This is a genomic window from Acinetobacter sp. ANC_7635 (assembly GCF_056779945.1).
In genome coordinates this window covers 84232-99733 of record NZ_JBWYIS010000009.1, presented here as the reverse complement: position 1 = coordinate 99733, position 15502 = coordinate 84232, and the positions used below count along the sequence as shown (strand labels likewise).

14 protein-coding genes are annotated in these 15502 nt (G+C 37.6%); 6 read left to right on the top strand and 8 right to left on the bottom strand.

Annotated features, from left to right (window positions below; translation table 11 throughout):
- Positions 1-40 precede the first annotated feature (40 nt).
- From AC1M89_RS10755 to AC1M89_RS10730, 6 genes are all read right to left on the bottom strand, one after another.
- The gene (locus AC1M89_RS10755; RefSeq protein ID WP_481614207.1) at positions 41-499 is read right to left on the bottom strand and encodes a copper resistance protein NlpE N-terminal domain-containing protein; all 459 of its coding nucleotides are present in this window, start codon (positions 497-499) and stop codon (positions 41-43) included.
- 60 nt (positions 500-559) lie between these two features.
- Positions 560-1177: a metalloprotease secretion chaperone CpaB gene (gene cpaB, locus AC1M89_RS10750; protein ID WP_481596369.1), complete on the bottom strand. Its 618-nt coding sequence runs from the start codon at positions 1175-1177 to the stop codon at positions 560-562.
- A 3-nt stretch (positions 1178-1180) separates the two neighbouring features.
- Complete coding sequence (cpaA, locus tag AC1M89_RS10745) at positions 1181-2911, bottom strand: metalloendopeptidase CpaA (RefSeq protein ID WP_481614206.1); 1731 nt, start codon at positions 2909-2911, stop codon at positions 1181-1183.
- 108 nt (positions 2912-3019) lie between these two features.
- Positions 3020-4279 (bottom strand): serine hydrolase domain-containing protein, encoded by a 1260-nt coding sequence (locus AC1M89_RS10740; RefSeq protein ID WP_481609142.1) that lies wholly within the window; start codon positions 4277-4279, stop codon positions 3020-3022.
- Positions 4280-4347: 68 nt separating this feature from the next.
- Positions 4348-5202, bottom strand: coding sequence for a MaoC family dehydratase (locus tag AC1M89_RS10735; protein ID WP_481609124.1), 855 nt, complete (start codon positions 5200-5202; stop codon positions 4348-4350).
- 140 nt (positions 5203-5342) lie between these two features.
- Positions 5343-6734 (bottom strand): 3-oxoacyl-ACP reductase, encoded by a 1392-nt coding sequence (locus AC1M89_RS10730; protein ID WP_035266061.1) that lies wholly within the window; start codon positions 6732-6734, stop codon positions 5343-5345.
- Between the two features lie 240 nt (positions 6735-6974).
- Here AC1M89_RS10730 and AC1M89_RS10725 point away from each other — a divergent pair, with 240 nt between their 5' ends.
- Entirely contained in the window at positions 6975-8504 is a 1530-nt protein-coding gene (locus AC1M89_RS10725) for an acetyl-CoA C-acetyltransferase (RefSeq protein ID WP_481614205.1), read from the top strand.
- 53 nt (positions 8505-8557) lie between these two features.
- Here AC1M89_RS10725 and aceI read toward each other — a convergent pair whose 3' ends face one another.
- The gene (gene aceI / locus AC1M89_RS10720) at positions 8558-8989 is read right to left on the bottom strand and encodes a chlorhexidine efflux PACE transporter AceI (RefSeq protein ID WP_092767850.1); all 432 of its coding nucleotides are present in this window, start codon (positions 8987-8989) and stop codon (positions 8558-8560) included.
- Between the two features lie 97 nt (positions 8990-9086).
- Between aceI and aceR the strand changes: the two genes are divergently transcribed.
- The 4 genes from aceR to AC1M89_RS10700 all read left to right on the top strand — a co-directional run bounded on the left by aceR (position 9087) and on the right by AC1M89_RS10700 (position 13002).
- The gene (gene aceR / locus AC1M89_RS10715; protein ID WP_092767852.1) at positions 9087-9971 is read left to right on the top strand and encodes an HTH-type transcriptional regulator AceR; all 885 of its coding nucleotides are present in this window, start codon (positions 9087-9089) and stop codon (positions 9969-9971) included.
- Between the two features lie 94 nt (positions 9972-10065).
- On the top strand, positions 10066-11052 hold the full coding sequence (gene tal, locus AC1M89_RS10710) for a transaldolase (RefSeq protein ID WP_481587645.1): 987 nt from the start codon (positions 10066-10068) through the stop codon (positions 11050-11052).
- A gap of 67 nt (positions 11053-11119) precedes the next feature.
- Complete coding sequence (gene leuE / locus AC1M89_RS10705; RefSeq protein WP_481587646.1) at positions 11120-11770, top strand: leucine efflux protein LeuE; 651 nt, start codon at positions 11120-11122, stop codon at positions 11768-11770.
- Positions 11771-11823: 53 nt separating this feature from the next.
- On the top strand, positions 11824-13002 hold the full coding sequence (locus AC1M89_RS10700; protein ID WP_481609141.1) for a benzoate/H(+) symporter BenE family transporter: 1179 nt from the start codon (positions 11824-11826) through the stop codon (positions 13000-13002).
- A 19-nt stretch (positions 13003-13021) separates the two neighbouring features.
- Here AC1M89_RS10700 and map read toward each other — a convergent pair whose 3' ends face one another.
- Positions 13022-13816 (bottom strand): type I methionyl aminopeptidase, encoded by a 795-nt coding sequence (gene map / locus AC1M89_RS10695; RefSeq protein ID WP_481597802.1) that lies wholly within the window; start codon positions 13814-13816, stop codon positions 13022-13024.
- Between the two features lie 344 nt (positions 13817-14160).
- Here map and brnQ point away from each other — a divergent pair, with 344 nt between their 5' ends.
- On the top strand, positions 14161-15453 hold the full coding sequence (gene brnQ / locus AC1M89_RS10690) for a branched-chain amino acid transport system II carrier protein (protein WP_481609123.1): 1293 nt from the start codon (positions 14161-14163) through the stop codon (positions 15451-15453).
- Positions 15454-15502 lie beyond the last annotated feature (49 nt).

The following is a 15502-nucleotide window of genomic DNA, read 5'->3' as shown; positions in this document are numbered from 1 at the left end:
AAAAAGCAATTTAAATCCAACTCTTTTTTCTTGGGAAAATTTAACCTGTTAAATTCAAACTAAAATCATCGAAATTTTCGTATTCCTCACCAGTCCCATCGATACGAATTTCGAGCATTTTGTTGACCAAATCGACAAGAATGATATTTCTGGTTGGGACACCGTTTAATTGAATCAAAGACTTTTCAGTATTAATGAATTTGAACTGACCTTTGATTTCTTCTGCTTGGTTATGACCGCTTAGACTTAATCGTGATAATACATACGTTTGGTCTGCGTTAAGTTGTAAATCAACAGCCATACCAGGACAATCCTCACAACGCGAAAAACACCCCATACATGGCGTAGTACCTTGAAACAAACCAATATATTGAGGTGTTACTTGATTTTTTATTGAATCATTCTGCTTCAAGAGTTGATTTGATTGCGTGGACTGATCGCAAGAAGCCATATGAATCGACGAGATCAAAACGAATGGGATGACAGTACTACGGCGCATAATCACAAATCAATTTTAACAATTTTGTGAAAATTACCATATCTCAAGTCTGCATATGAATCAATGCGTATGTTGGTGCACGTGAACCCCATCATCATGTAAAACTTGATCAGGGTAAGCGAGTCCAATCCCTTTGATTACTTCAGCAAAATATGACCCTTTATCTGTATAAACTTTAATAATTGCATATTGATCTTCAATACTTTGAGTAATCGTAAAATAGTTTAGATCAGCAGGATAATCCTCAAATTGCCCCTTATATCGCACAATTCCATCCTCAACTTGTTCAATCTCAGTAATTTCAGCCACACGGTTGATACCAAATTGCAAAAGTTTCAAGGGAAATTTACTGCCCTCTTTCATGCTCGCCACTTGATCAGGACTAAACTTAAATAAATAACCCGAGTCAGCCCGATGCTGAAAACTTTCTGGAAGAATCATATGCCGTTCAACATTTTGTTCTAGTACAGGCATAAGCTCAGGCATCAGATGAGAACTCGATGATTCATTCTTATTTTCAAGCCGTTCGTCATGAGCATTAACATTTTGACCCAGTTCATTTTCAACTTGATGCTGCTGTAAGCTTGCAGATGATTTGTCTTTTTCGGGTTTTAGATATAACGTAAATGTAGCAGTCACAAAAACTGCTACACCCAATAAAATATAAATTACTTTCATACGTTATTTGAATAGCGACACTGCTTTAGCATTTTTATTAATCATAGTGACAGCATCACGATCATTCGTACCCCCTAATTGGTATCCATACTTTGGATGGAATAAATCTGGGCTTGAGAAATAAGAGATACTATTACCTCCCATAATCGTACCACCCAATGGATGCTCCAAACCACGTGCTGGTCCAGCGGTATCATCATGATTCACCCCCATATTATGACCGAATTCATGACGTAAAACCGTGATTCCACAGTTAATACTTCCACTACCGATCATATAATTAGAGTTAGGGTTTTCAAGCAAGTAAGCTAAACCACAGCCTTCTTCATCACCTTCATAATATACAGCATCAGCTTTTAAGCGATTACGCTCATTCTGAATAACTTTGTCCACACGACCAATATCAAGGACATTGTTTAATGTTTTAGAACCTGGTGTTTTATATTGCAGATAACCAACGTTGCGCAGATAAAACTTGGCATTTGAATTCTCTGCAGACACATTGGTTAGATCAAAGCCTTCAATCAACCTCATTTTCGCTGCATTTGCACCTAATTTCTCTGCAACAGCAGTACTACTCACCAAAAGCATGTCAATGGTTGCACTATCAGCTTGCCATCCTTGAGATGTATAGACAAAACGTTGCGTTTCACCAGTTTGAATCGTTTGTCGTAAATTATTGGATGCCTGAATTGTGCTGCTCCACGCCGCTCCAGAACTTATGATTATCTTGTCATTGATTTGAGCGCGATCAGGTAAATTAATTACTGATTGCCAATTTCCATTTGCCAACTTAACACGTGTCACTGGTTGTTTAGGATCAGGAACTTTTTGATTATTTAAATCTTTCGCTTGTATCACACGTTCTGGTGCAGAAACTAAAATCCACTTCGCTAATTCTTTTACAAACATAAATTCATATCGTTCACCTCTATTTAGTTTTAAAGTTGCTGAGGTATTGATATTCTGATTTGAAATAGTAGCTTCCCATGTTGCAGTCGACTTCACGATCACACGATCACGGTCATATGCTGAACTTGGTAATGTGAATTGTGACACCCAGTTTCCATCACCAAAAATAATTTCAGTTAAAGGGCTATCGGTTTTATTTAACTGAGTTCCCACTGAACTAACATTTAGTTGTCTGGGCTTGATATATTCAGGCACCCATTTTTTTAGATTTTGATTAAATACAAACCAATAGCGATCTCCTTTTTTTAAATTAAAATTACTCGAAAAAAGAAGATTTGTTGTATCAATTGATGAATCCCTGCCTGCATCAGATTCAATCAACATTACCGTATTGTTAGCAACATCGCTCGGCAATACTATTTTCTTTGCCCAAGCGCCATCTTTTAGATGAACTCGCTGTATTGTTTGTTGATTAGATATAATATTTTGTACACTTGAATTATCTAAAATGACACTGGGTGTACTGTTGATTCGCCATTTTTTTAAAGATTCACTATAAATAAAGTCGAATGTGTTTCCTTTATTGATTTGAATTGATTCAAGGGGAATATCAATATTGGAAGTATCTAGATATGCAGCATATCCCGCCGATGAGGAAATTCTAATCTTGTCATTATTTTTTGGATTGTTTGGCAGATAGATTTGTTTCGTCCAATTTCCATCACGCAATTTAAATTCTAATTCAGCATAACCGCTCGGAATCTGCCCGCTTTGCTGATTTTGGTTTGGTGTAAGTACTGTACTTGCCACAACACCACTCATCAAACAACCCATTAGTAAAAAGGTAATTTTTTTATTCATCATGTCACTATTTGTTTATTTTAGTTAAAGTTAGTATACATTATAAATACAAATTCTCCTTTGTAAATGTTAAAACCATCCCTTTTTACCATTATTAATGTGATCCACACATCTTAATGCCTCTTGCGATAAACTCCACAAACGATAATCCCCTGTAATTGACCCAACAGGATAATTATGGGTATAGGCAAAGCTTAATTTTCTTTCAGGATCACACCAAGCCCCTGATCCGTTGTAGCCCATATGACCAAATCCATTTTTTGCACTTTTACCCAGCGTGATAACTCTGTGATAACCCAAACGCCAATGCATAGGTATTGGCATCACCTTGTCTCGATCATAGCTTTGAATTTGCGAAAGTTGTTTGAATACAAGTGGCTTGATAAATTGTCTTGATTCGAACTGACCATAGTGCGCCATCATGGCATAGATTTTCGCTAAACTTCTGGCTGTAAAGACACCATTAGCAGCAGGAATGGGTTGAGTCAGAACACGATCATCAAAAAAGCTAAACCCCTTCATTCCCTTTGGAATCATTGCATCTATAAAATCATCAGGATGTTGACCAGAATATTGAATGATACGATCCGAAAATGAAACTTTCTGTTTTTTCTTCTTTTGTTGTGCAACTTGAGTAGTTGATGACTTTTTTTCAATATTTGTTTTTTCTAGAGGTTTGGCTATTCTTGAAAGTTGATCCTGAGGGACACCAAAATAGGCACCATCTAATTGAAGTGGTTCTACTAAATATTGATTCATCAGCTCAGAAAGATTTTGCTGAGTCGCTTTTTCAATCAGCCCTCCTAATAACCAGCCATACGTAAGTGCTTGATATGCATAATTTGAATTGGGTTTAAAACGTGGTGTCGCGCTAGCCATCACATTGAGCATGTGATCCCAGTCTGCCATTTCAGATGCTTGAGCAATGACATTTCTAACATCATATAAACCACTACGGTGACTCAATACGTCAGCCAAAGTAATCTCAGATTTTCCATGTTCAGCAAATTCTGGCCAATAATCAGCTATGGGTTGACGATAATCTAATTTCCCTTCACTCACTAGAATATGCGACAAAGTCGCTAAGATCCCTTTTCCGGTGGAATAGCACATCGCCATCGTGTCTTCTGACCACTCTTCACTCGAAGACTTTTTTCCAACATAAATATCAACCACTTTTTCTTGACCATAATATACAGCCAATGATGCACCACCTTGTTCAGTACGAGAGTCTTGTAAACGACTAAATAAATGTGCCAAATCTGCAAACTGATGGTGAACGATACCCTTATAATTATGTGTGTCAGCGTAAATTAAATCTTTTAGAATTTTCATCTTCTATCCTTGATTTATAGTTATAAAAAAGCCTAACAAACATGTTAGGCCTAGAGCATCTATTAAAGTGGTTTCACAACACCAGAAACATGAGGTTTTTGTGATTTTGCATTACGAACTAACAAATATGTCGCTTGATCTCGCTCACCCGTTAAAAATTCAACCTCAGATGGTAAAAACATAGGCAACTTAAAATAAACATCAGCATCATAAGCATCCGGTAAACTAATACTTGCTAATGCTTTAGCTTTACTCCACATGCCATGCGCAATCGCTTGTTTAAAACCAAATGCTTTTGCTGTAACTGCATGAATATGAATGAGGTTAAAATCACCTGAAACGAGCGCATAGCGACGACCCGTGTTTTCAGCGACTTTCCAATTACCCTGTGATTTAAATTCAGGCAACTGATCTTCTTTCGCCTTTGAAGAGGATGAAGTATTTGTTTTTTTACGAGAAAGATAGGTTGTTAAACCCTCCATCACCACATCATTACCTACTTTCGCAGTGGTAATGAAGTCAAATTGCAAACCTTTGTCATGTGGTTTTAACTCACCAAATTTGCATGATAGCGTGATGGTTTCATTCACTCCAATTTTGCGATACTGCTTAACTTGATTACGAATATGAACTAAACCCAGCAAAGCAAATGGGAAAGGTTCTTGTGTCATCATTTGCATCTGCAAACTTTGAGAAATGACTGCCAAGTAAGTCGATGGTACATATCCATTATTCTTATAACCACAAATTTCGTTATAAGATTTTAGATGGTCATGATCAACACGATATTCATCAACGATGTAATCCACTTGTGGCAGTGTCTTTTCGCCTTTCGGTTTTTTAAAAATTAAACCTTTAATGACTTTAGGATAAGCTAAATAAGCTTTTGGCAATTGACTAAAGTGACGTGTTTTCATGTTAAAAATTCCCATTTATCTTTATAAAAAACTTAAAGTTTGCAGCTCAACAAAACGATCATAACAAATCATACGAGCAATAAAGAGAGCAATGCCTGAACATTACTCTCTTTCATTTAACAATCTATGACCACTAAAGCTTAAGCACCTAATAAACTTTGACCGCACACACGTACAATGTTTCCATTCAGCCCCGTTGAAGCAGATGAAGCAAATAATGCGATTGTTTCAGCCACATCAACTGGTTGACCACCTTGACTCATCGAATTCATACGGCGACCCGCTTCACGAATTGCGAATGGAATCGCTGCTGTCATTTGAGTTTCAATAAATCCAGGAGCAACAGCATTAATCGTTACACCATTTTTCAAAATTGGTGCTGTAAATTTCACTAAACCAATCACACCAGCTTTAGAAGCTGCGTAGTTCGTTTGACCGAGGTTACCCGCAATACCTGAAATCGAAGATACGCAAACGATGCGACCATTTTCATTGATGCCTTCATTAGACAACAAATAGTCATTCACACGCTCAATCGCAGATAAGTTAATGTTAATCACAAGATCCCAAAGCTCTGGCTTCATATTAGCAAGCGTTTTATCACGTGTAATACCGGCATTATGGACAATCACATCTAGCCCGCCTTGAGCAGCCGCTGCAGCTTTGATTTTTTCTCCAGCATCTGGTGCAGTGATATCAATCGCTAAAGTCGATCCACCAATTTCACTCGCAACACGATCAAGATCTGCTTGTTGTTGTGGTACATCTAAGCAAATGACATGAGCACCATCACGCGACAAAACATGCGCAATCGCTTCACCAATACCACGACTTGCACCTGTGACCACTGCAGTTTTGCCCGCAAGTGGTTTAGTCCAATCAACATCAACAACATTTGCTTTTGAAACACGAATGACTTGACCTGATACATACGCTGAGCGCGGAGAAAGTACAAAACGAAGTGTAGATTCAAGATTTAAAGCAGCATCTTGATCTACATAAACCAATTGTGCAGCAATACCTTTCTTAAATTCTTTACCTACAGATTTCACGAATCCTTCTAATGCACGTTGAGCAATCGCTTGTTTCACTGTAGGTGCTGATTCTGGTGTCAAGCCAACGACGACTACACGACCTGAAGTTTGAATTTGGCGAGCAATTGGATTAAAGAATTTATACAATTCAATTAACTGTTCAGAGTCCTGAATACCCGAAGCATCAAACACAACTGCTTTGAATTTCGACTCTTTATCGCCTTCATTAAACGCACCTAAGTTCAACCCTACTTTAGCTGCAGCTTGTTGTAACTCAGCATTGTTTCCCGCATAGCTGTTGGCATGAATATTACTCAGAACTTGCGCAATTTCACCATTAAAAAGACTTTTAGACGCAGAACCGAATAAAACAGCGCCTTGAACAACAGGCGTTGCTGATTCAAAGCGATCTAAGTGAATTGGAGATGGTAAACCTAAATTTTTGATGACAAATTTACCAATTGGAGATTTTGCAAAAGCTTGATATTGGTCAGTCATGAATATGATCTCTCGATAGAATAATTTTTTGAAGGATCTATGGTGTAGATGAAGTTCAGTTCAAACTCTGATACTTAGTAAATTAATCGATCCCTGCGTTTCAGTTAAATAATACTTGAGTTACTCTATGTATGTCTTGACCTGAAAGCATTGCTAAATGTCATTTTAGTCAATACGACCTCTTAGCGATTATGCTAATGTAGCACTCAAGAATATCCCAAATATGCTTGGAAAAGCCTTATGAGCAAAACAACTCAAGAAAATCCAACAACTGAGAATTCTGCGAAAGCTACTGTGTCAAATACATCAAAAGCTCGTTCAAATACGAGTAGTGGTAATGCAAACAGTGCCAACAACGCAAATACTCAAAAAGCGACTCGCCCTCGTACGTCGACGACTCGCAAAAAAACAGCAGCAACAAATAAAACTAAAGCTGAAAATCAAACTTCAGCAACTACGACTCAATCTTCCGCTGAACAGGAAAAAACTATGACTCAAAATACTGTACGCCGTGTTGCAATTATCGGTGGTAATCGTATTCCTTTCGCACGTTCTAATGGTGCTTATTTCACAGCTACAAATACGGATATGCTTACAGCAGCATTGAATGGTCTAGTTGAGCGTTTTAATCTTCAAGGTCAACGTCTGGGTGAAGTTGTTGCTGGTGCTGTACTGAAGCACAGCCGTGATTTCAATATGACGCGTGAATGTGTGTTAAGCACAGAGCTTGCACCTGAAACTCCAGCTTACGATATCCAACAAGCTTGTGGTACTGGGCTTCAAGCCGCTTTCCTCGTAGCGAACAAAATTGCACTTGGTCAAATTGAGGTGGGTATTGCAGGTGGTGTGGATACCACTTCAGATGCTCCTATCGCATTTGGTGATGGATTACGTAAAGCCCTCTTAGAACTCAACGTTGCAAAAACAGGTAAAGATCGTCTTAAAGCGTTAACTAAAATTAACGTAAAAGATTTGCTAGATGCTCCTAAAAATGGTGAACCTCGTACTGGCTTATCTATGGGCGATCACCAAGCGATCACAACACTTGAGTGGGGCATTTCTCGTGAAGCTCAAGATGAACTTGCTGCATCGTCTCATCAGAAAATGGCTGCAGCTTATGAAGCAGGATTCTTTGACGATTTAATGACGCCATTCCTTGGCCTTGAGCGCGACAACAACTTACGTCCTGATTCAACTGTAGAAAAGCTTGCAAAACTTAAGCCAGCGTTTGGTAAAGGTGATGCTCGTACAATGACTGCTGGTAACTCTACTCCACTTACCGATGGTGCTTCTTGTGTATTATTAGCATCAGAAGAATGGGCTAAAGCAAATGGTCACGAAATTTTAGCGTATTTAAGTTTCTCTGAAACTGCTGCTGTAGATTTCATTGGTAAAAAAGAAGGTTTGTTAATGGCTCCTGCTTACGCAGTTCCACGTATGCTCGAGCGTGCTAATTTAAAACTTCAAGATTTTGACTACTATGAAATTCATGAAGCATTTGCATCTCAAGTTCTTTCTACATTAAAAGCTTGGGAAGATCCTAAATTCTGTAAAGAACGTCTAGGCTTAGATGCGCCTTTAGGTTCAATTGATCGTGCGAAGTTAAACGTTAAAGGCTCTTCGTTGGCTGCGGGTCACCCATTTGCCGCAACGGGTGGTCGTATTATCGCAACTGCTGCAAAAATTTTAAATGAAAAAGGTTCAGGTCGTGTACTTGTGTCGATCTGTGCTGCAGGTGGTCAAGGTGTAACGGCAATTATTGAAAAATAATTTCTATAACAACAAAAAAGCATCTCAATAGAGATGCTTTTTTATTTTGAGTTTTAGTGATTTAAAGCCTCAGGTGCATAACCCAGTTTAGCTTCGATCCCATCATAGAACCATTGAAATATAAAGGTGTACACCAGAATACTAAGCGTCAAAGCTAAGTCGACGATAAAAGCTTGTATGAGCGTCATATCCATCATATATGCAACAATTGGAATGGTCACTAACATCAAGCCACCTTCAAATCCTAGCGCATGCAATATACGAACTTTTACAGTACGCTTCCACTGATTGCGCGCTTCAATTTTTTCGAAATAATGATTGAAAATCATATTCCAGATCACTGAAAGTACAGCCATAATCACACCTAATGAACCTGCAATTTCCAGTGGAACTTCAAAAATAAAACTCAAAGAAATTGCGATGATCACCAATAGAATGATTTCATAGCTTATTGCGTGAATAATTCTTCTCTTTGAAAAAAACATGCGTTCACTCATCAACATTGTTATTCATGAGCGCATTTTATTTTCATAATATTGAATGATCGAGTTAGAATCTATCATAATTTTTGAAATAATAAACATGAATATTAATCAAGAACAATTGGTCGTTTTTAAAACGGTGATGGAAACAGGTTCTTTTTCCGCAGCCGCACGTCAGTTAGGCAAGGTCCCCTCTGCTGTCAGTATGGCGATTTCCAATTTAGAGATTGATCTGAATCTTCAACTGTTTGAAAGAGTAGGACGTGAACCACAGCCAACACTTCAAGCCAAAGTTTTGTATGAACGTACTAATCATTTATTGATTGAAATGAATCAATGGAAACAACATGCATTTGGTTTGAGTAGCGGTATCGAAACCGAATTAAATATTGTGGTGGTATCTGAGTTACTGCATAGTAGATGGACTGATTATATTGTTTTATTAGAACAACAATTTCCTCAACTACAAATCAATATATTCAGCGCACCACAAGAAGATGCTCAACAAATGATTTTAACGGGTAAAGCACATTTAGCGTTGATGTTTGAGCGTGAACATATTGAGGCGAATGAACAATTTGTGGAATTAATGAAAGAAAGTTTAATTCCAGTTGCATCTGTTCATCATCCGCTGTGCCAAAATCAAAAAGTGAGCTATGAAGAAATTTTTCAAAGTCGTCAGATTGTAGTCGCTAGTCGCGATCGGAACATTAAGCCTGAATTACTCTTCTCCAAAGATGCATGGCGTACAGACAATCACCATTCTGCATGTAGACTAATTTCACAAGGACTTGGATGGGGAGTATTACCCACTGAAATGCTTATCGAACAACCAACATTAAAGAAAAAACTTAAAGTTCTACGATTTTCAGATTTCACCCCAAAATTTGATTATTTTATCGATCTGGTTTGGAGTAAAGAGCAACCATTGGGCAAAGCTGCTCAATTTTTAATTCATCACATCAGAAATAAAAGAAAAATGTAGGAAAATAACTTGATTTAAAACTTTTGTAGCATGTTTCAAAATAATCATGTGTTATAAAGATGGTATAAGTAATGAAACAAAGAATTAGATCGCAATGACTGAAACAGCTTTATCTCAATTAAAAAACTTCACTACAATTGTTGCAGACACAGGTGACTTAAACGCTATAAAAAAATTTAAGCCATTGGATGCTACCACTAACCCTTCACTCATCACGGCAGCAGCTTCATTCCCTGAAAACAAAGAACTGATTGAAGCTGCATTTGATCAAGCAAAGTCAGAGGGTTATCAGTCAGATGAGTTAATCGATAGAACAATTGATATCCTGACTGTCAAATTAGGTGTGGAAATTCTAAAAGTAGTTGAAGGTCGAGTATCAACAGAAGTTGATGCAGCACTTTCATACGATACAGCCGCGACAATTGCTAAAGCTAAAGAATTACTCGCTCTCTATGCGACTTATGGTGTTGATCAAAACCGAATTTTAATTAAAATCGCCTCAACATGGGAAGGTATTCAAGCTGCTAAGGTTCTTGAAGCAGAAGGCATTCATTGCAACTTAACTTTGTTGTTTGGCTTACATCAAGCAAAAGCATGTGCGGATGCTCAGGTCACATTAATTTCACCATTTGTAGGTCGTATTCTCGATTGGTATAAAAAAGCTGAAAATGTGGATCACTATCCAATTGAACAAGATCCTGGTGTGCAATCCGTTAAACAAATTTACGAGTTCTACAAACAAAATCAGGTGAAAACTGAAGTTATGGGCGCAAGCTTTCGTAGCATAGAACAGGTTCTCGGACTTGCTGGATGCGACCTCTTAACTGTATCACCGAATTTACTTGACGAATTGGCTCAAGATCATCGCCAAGTTGAAGTTCAGTTAAATGCAAATGCACACAGCTCAAATATCGAATCACTTAGTCCAATCACTGAAATAGATTTTAAAGCGCAAATTCAGAAAGATCTTATGGCATCGCAATTATTGCAAGGCGGTATAGATGGCTTTATTAAGGCAAGAGATCAACTCAGCTCTCTGTTAAAACAATCATTTGGCATAGATGCTGATATAAAAGCTTAATTGCACCTATCCATCATTCTTTCAATCGAGCTCTTAGGAGCTCGATTATTTTTTAAGAGATAAATGAGTGTTTGGTATAACTGATCTTCCAACCTATTTAATAGGTACATTACTTATTATTTTATTACCTGGACCTAACTCTCTCTATGTCATGTCTATTGCGACTCGCTTTGGCATAAAAGTGGGCTATCAAGGTGCTTTCGGTATTTTGTGTGGAGATAGCATCCTTATTTTGCTAACTGTCTTAGGTGCCGCAACATTATTGCATCAATTTCCCTGGATTTTTTTCGCCCTAAAAATTATTGGTGCTTTATATCTTAGTTATTTAGGTATCCGTTTAATATATGCAGCCTATTTAACTTGGAAACGTCCAAGTAAAGATCAAGCTAATGTTTCTATTGTACAAAAACAAGAAAAATTTCATCCTTTTCGTACCGCATTACTCATTAGTCTGATTAACCCAAAGGCAATACTGTTCTTTTTATCGTTTTTTGTTCAATTTGTAGATCCAGCTTATCCTTATCCAGCCCAAAGCTTTTTAATGCTTGCTGTAATTTTACAATTAATGAGTATAGCCTACTTAAGTATGTTGATCTTCACAGGTATCAAAATTTCAAATTACTTCAACACGCATTATAAATTAGCAGCTGCTTCTGTTGCCGCTATTGGTATTTTATTTGGATTGTTTGGGATCAAACTTGCGACATCAACAATGTAATCTTAACTTCACAGAATCATTAGGGAAATAATATAAAAATGCTCATAGACGTGATAACAAGAATAAAAAAAGATTTAAGTCTACCTGCTGTTTTCGCTGGCTTTATTACATTTTTAATTGGCATTAGCGTTTCATCTGTACTGGTTATTCAAGCTGGACAAGTATTAGGTGCAAATCAAGCACAGATTAGCTCATGGTTTTGGGCACTGGGTTTGAGTATAGGATTATCAGGACTGATCTTAAGCTGGAAGTTTAAATATCCAGTTGCAACATCATGGTCAACAGCAGGACTAGCACTGATTATCGCTACAGGCTCAGGATACAATTTGAATGAGGCGATAGGGGCATTTTTAATATGCGGAATTATGACTGCTGTATTGGGCTTTTTTGGAATATTTCAAAGAATTCTTGAATTTTTACCGCAATCTCTTACAAGCGCCATGTTAGCTGGAGTGTTATTAAAATTTGGCATTTCATTATTTACGGTCATGCAAGACCAATTGATCTATGTTTTAATCTTGATCAGTACATATTTTATAAGTAAAAAAGCATTACCTCGTCACTCCATTGTCATTACATTGTTAGCTTGCATTATCGCCACACCTTTTTTCTTTGAATATACAGCAACCAAAATTCACTACGGAATGACGTATCCAGTATGGATTCAGCCTGAATTTCACTGGTCAAGTATTCTGGGTTTAGCTATTCCCCTCTTGATCATCAATATGGCTTCACAATATTTACCTGGTTTAGCAATGATCAGATCCTATGGTTACAAACCTCATGTCAACCAATTAGTAAGTTGGACAGGAATTGCTCAAGCAATATTCGCTCCGTTCGGGGCATTTTCAACCAATATCGCAGCAATTAGTGCAGCTGTGAGCCTTGATGAACAAGTTCATCAAGACCCTGCTAAACGCTATATTGCAGGTATGGCTTGTGGAGTGTTCTATATCTTTATGGGCATTTTTGCAGCGACACTAACGGGATTATTACTGTCATTCCCTAGAGAAATGATCACCACTTTGGCGGCGATCGCACTTTTTGCAACGATTGGACATAACATCAGTATCGCATTTAAAGAAGATTTAGATCGTGATGCTGCTTTAATCACTTTTTTAATGTCTGCATCTGGAGTTCAGTTTGTGGGCATTGGATCTGCTTTTTGGGGATTGGTTATTGGATTTATTATTTATCATTTGATGCGTATACAAATTAAAAAGCCTATTTAAAAAAATAGGCTTTTGGGAATTAAATTACAGGATATTCACCCGTACCTTCAGGCCAAGGTGTCAATAATTCATATCCTTCATCAGTCACAGCAACCATATGTTCCCATTGTGCAGACCAAGATTTATCTGCTGTAACTACTGTCCATCCGTCTTTTAATTCTTTAACTTTGGCTTTGCCTGCATTCACCATAGGCTCAATGGTAAACACCATTCCTTTTCTTAATACTAATCCCTGACCAGGCTGTCCGTAATGCAATACATTCGGTTGCTCATGGTAGGTTTTTCCAATACCGTGACCACAATATTCACGTACAATCGTAAAACCTTCGCGTTGCGCAACTTGTTGAATAGCATGACCCACGTCACCTAGTGTCGCGCCAGGTTTAACCGTTTTAATACCTGCAAGCATCGCTTCATAAGTCGTATCGACTAATTTTTTTGCTTCAGGTTTAATTGTACCTACATAGTACATTCGACTGGTATCACCAAAATAACCATCCTTGATGATTGCAACATCAATATTAATGATGTCTCCATCCTCTAAGATAATATTGGAAGCAGGGATACCATGACATACAACTTCATTTTTCGAAATACAGGTTGTTTTTGTATATCCGTAATAACCCACATTTGCTGGCGTCACCTTGAGTGTATTGACGATGTAATCATTACAGATATCATCAAGATACGCAGTACTCACACCTGGCTTCACATAATCACCAATCATTGCAAGCACTTGTGCCGCAAGCCGACCCGATATTCTTAGTTTTTCAATATCTTGTTCAGTTTTAATGGTGACAGCTGTTGCCTTCATGATGAACCCCTTTTTAATTCAGGATTCATTATAGGACTTTCATTTGTCGATCACAAACGCTATAGACTATCTGTAACTTAATCATTTTCGACTATTATTTAACCATTCAGTACATTATTTTATTTTGCGAATCAAGATCTATGCTCTGCTTAATTTCAATTCAATAAATAAATTTATTTTATTAGTTTTATAAATACATAGACTTAATTTAACTCATAATTTCCCATCCAATAAAATTATTCGCTTCTTGCTTTTTTACTATTCCATTCGATGGATGACCGCCCTCCCTATTTACTGACATTTGCTCTAAAATCGCTTTCTTTTTTCTTGAACCGATCTCCCTTATGACCAATTTGCGTACACGGGACATTATTGCCTTAGGTTTTATGACCTTTGCACTATTTATCGGTGCAGGCAATATTATCTTCCCACCTATTGTTGCTCAACAAGCGGGTGAACATGTTTGGTTAGCTGCTTTTGGCTTCTTAATTACTGCTGTTGGCCTTCCTGTTATCACGATCATTGCGCTATCGCGTGTTGAAGGCTCTATTCAACTTTTAAGCTCTCCACTGGGTAAGATTGCAAGTTTAATCTTAACCGTAGCATGCTATCTTGCTGTTGGACCACTTTTCGCGACACCTCGGACAGCTACAGTTTCTTTTGAAATTGGTTTTTCGAGTTATTTTGGAACGTCTTCATCGACCTTGTTGATCTACAGTGCAATTTATTTTGCATTTGTAACTTTAATCTCACTTTATCCGAATAAAATTTTGGATACTGTCGGCTATGTTTTATCTCCACTCAAAATTCTCTCTTTGATCATTTTAGGTGGTAGTGCCTTTTTAGTTTCTGCAGATTATATCCCTGCACCCATTGGAAATTATATCAATAGTCCTGTTTCAGAAGGATTTGTTAATGGTTATTTAACCATGGACACTTTAGGAGCTTTAGTATTTGGTATTGTCATTATTAATGCGATACGTTCACGTGGTGTAAATGATCAAAAGTTAATTACCAAATATGCAGTGATCGCAAGTTTAATTTCAGGTATTGGCCTTACACTGGTTTACATTAGCCTATTTAAACTTGGACTGAGTAGTCACGAGGCTGCACCTAACGCTGCAAATGGTGCCATTATTCTCCATGGCTATGTTCAGCATGCCTTTGGTGACTTTGGCTCATATTTTCTAGGTGCGATGATTTTTATCGCATGCATGGTTACGGCAATTGGTTTGACTTGTGCATGTGCAGAATATTTCTCACAAATCACGAAGATTACTTACAAAAAATGGGTTTTCATTCTTGTTGGTTTCTCATTTGTCATTTCCAACTTAGGTTTAACCAAGTTAATCGCCTTCTCTGTACCTGTATTAAGTGCAATCTACCCACCAGCGATTGTGGTGATCATGATGGGATTTATGTGGAAGTTCTTTAATTCCGCTCCACGCGTCATTGCGCCTGTTACGGCGGTTGCTTTCATATTCGGTATTATTGATGGACTTAAGGTTGCAGAATTAGATCATTTCTTGCCAGCATTTATGAACAATCTACCATTGGCTGAACAAAATTTAGCATGGTTGATTCCTTCTTTAGTTGTATTTGTCATTGTCTACATACTGGATAGACTGAAGAAGTAAATTCAGGTGATTTATCAATAAATATTGTTTTACCCAAGCCGTATTTGTT

Coding starts and splice junctions, on each gene's coding strand:
- AC1M89_RS10755 (WP_481614207.1), bottom strand. CDS start 499: ATGCGCCGTAGTACTGTCATCCCATTCGTTTTGATCTCGTCGATTCAT.
- cpaB (WP_481596369.1), bottom strand. CDS start 1,177: ATGAAAGTAATTTATATTTTATTGGGTGTAGCAGTTTTTGTGACTGCT.
- cpaA (WP_481614206.1), bottom strand. CDS start 2,911: ATGAGTGGTGTTGTGGCAAGTACAGTACTTACACCAAACCAAAATCAG.
- AC1M89_RS10735 (WP_481609124.1), bottom strand. CDS start 5,202: ATGAAAACACGTCACTTTAGTCAATTGCCAAAAGCTTATTTAGCTTAT.
- AC1M89_RS10730 (WP_035266061.1), bottom strand. CDS start 6,734: ATGACTGACCAATATCAAGCTTTTGCAAAATCTCCAATTGGTAAATTT.
- AC1M89_RS10725 (WP_481614205.1), top strand. CDS start 6,975: ATGAGCAAAACAACTCAAGAAAATCCAACAACTGAGAATTCTGCGAAA.
- aceI (WP_092767850.1), bottom strand. CDS start 8,989: ATGTTTTTTTCAAAGAGAAGAATTATTCACGCAATAAGCTATGAAATC.
- aceR (WP_092767852.1), top strand. CDS start 9,087: ATGAATATTAATCAAGAACAATTGGTCGTTTTTAAAACGGTGATGGAA.
- tal (WP_481587645.1), top strand. CDS start 10,066: ATGACTGAAACAGCTTTATCTCAATTAAAAAACTTCACTACAATTGTT.
- map (WP_481597802.1), bottom strand. CDS start 13,816: ATGAAGGCAACAGCTGTCACCATTAAAACTGAACAAGATATTGAAAAA.
- brnQ (WP_481609123.1), top strand. CDS start 14,161: ATGACCAATTTGCGTACACGGGACATTATTGCCTTAGGTTTTATGACC.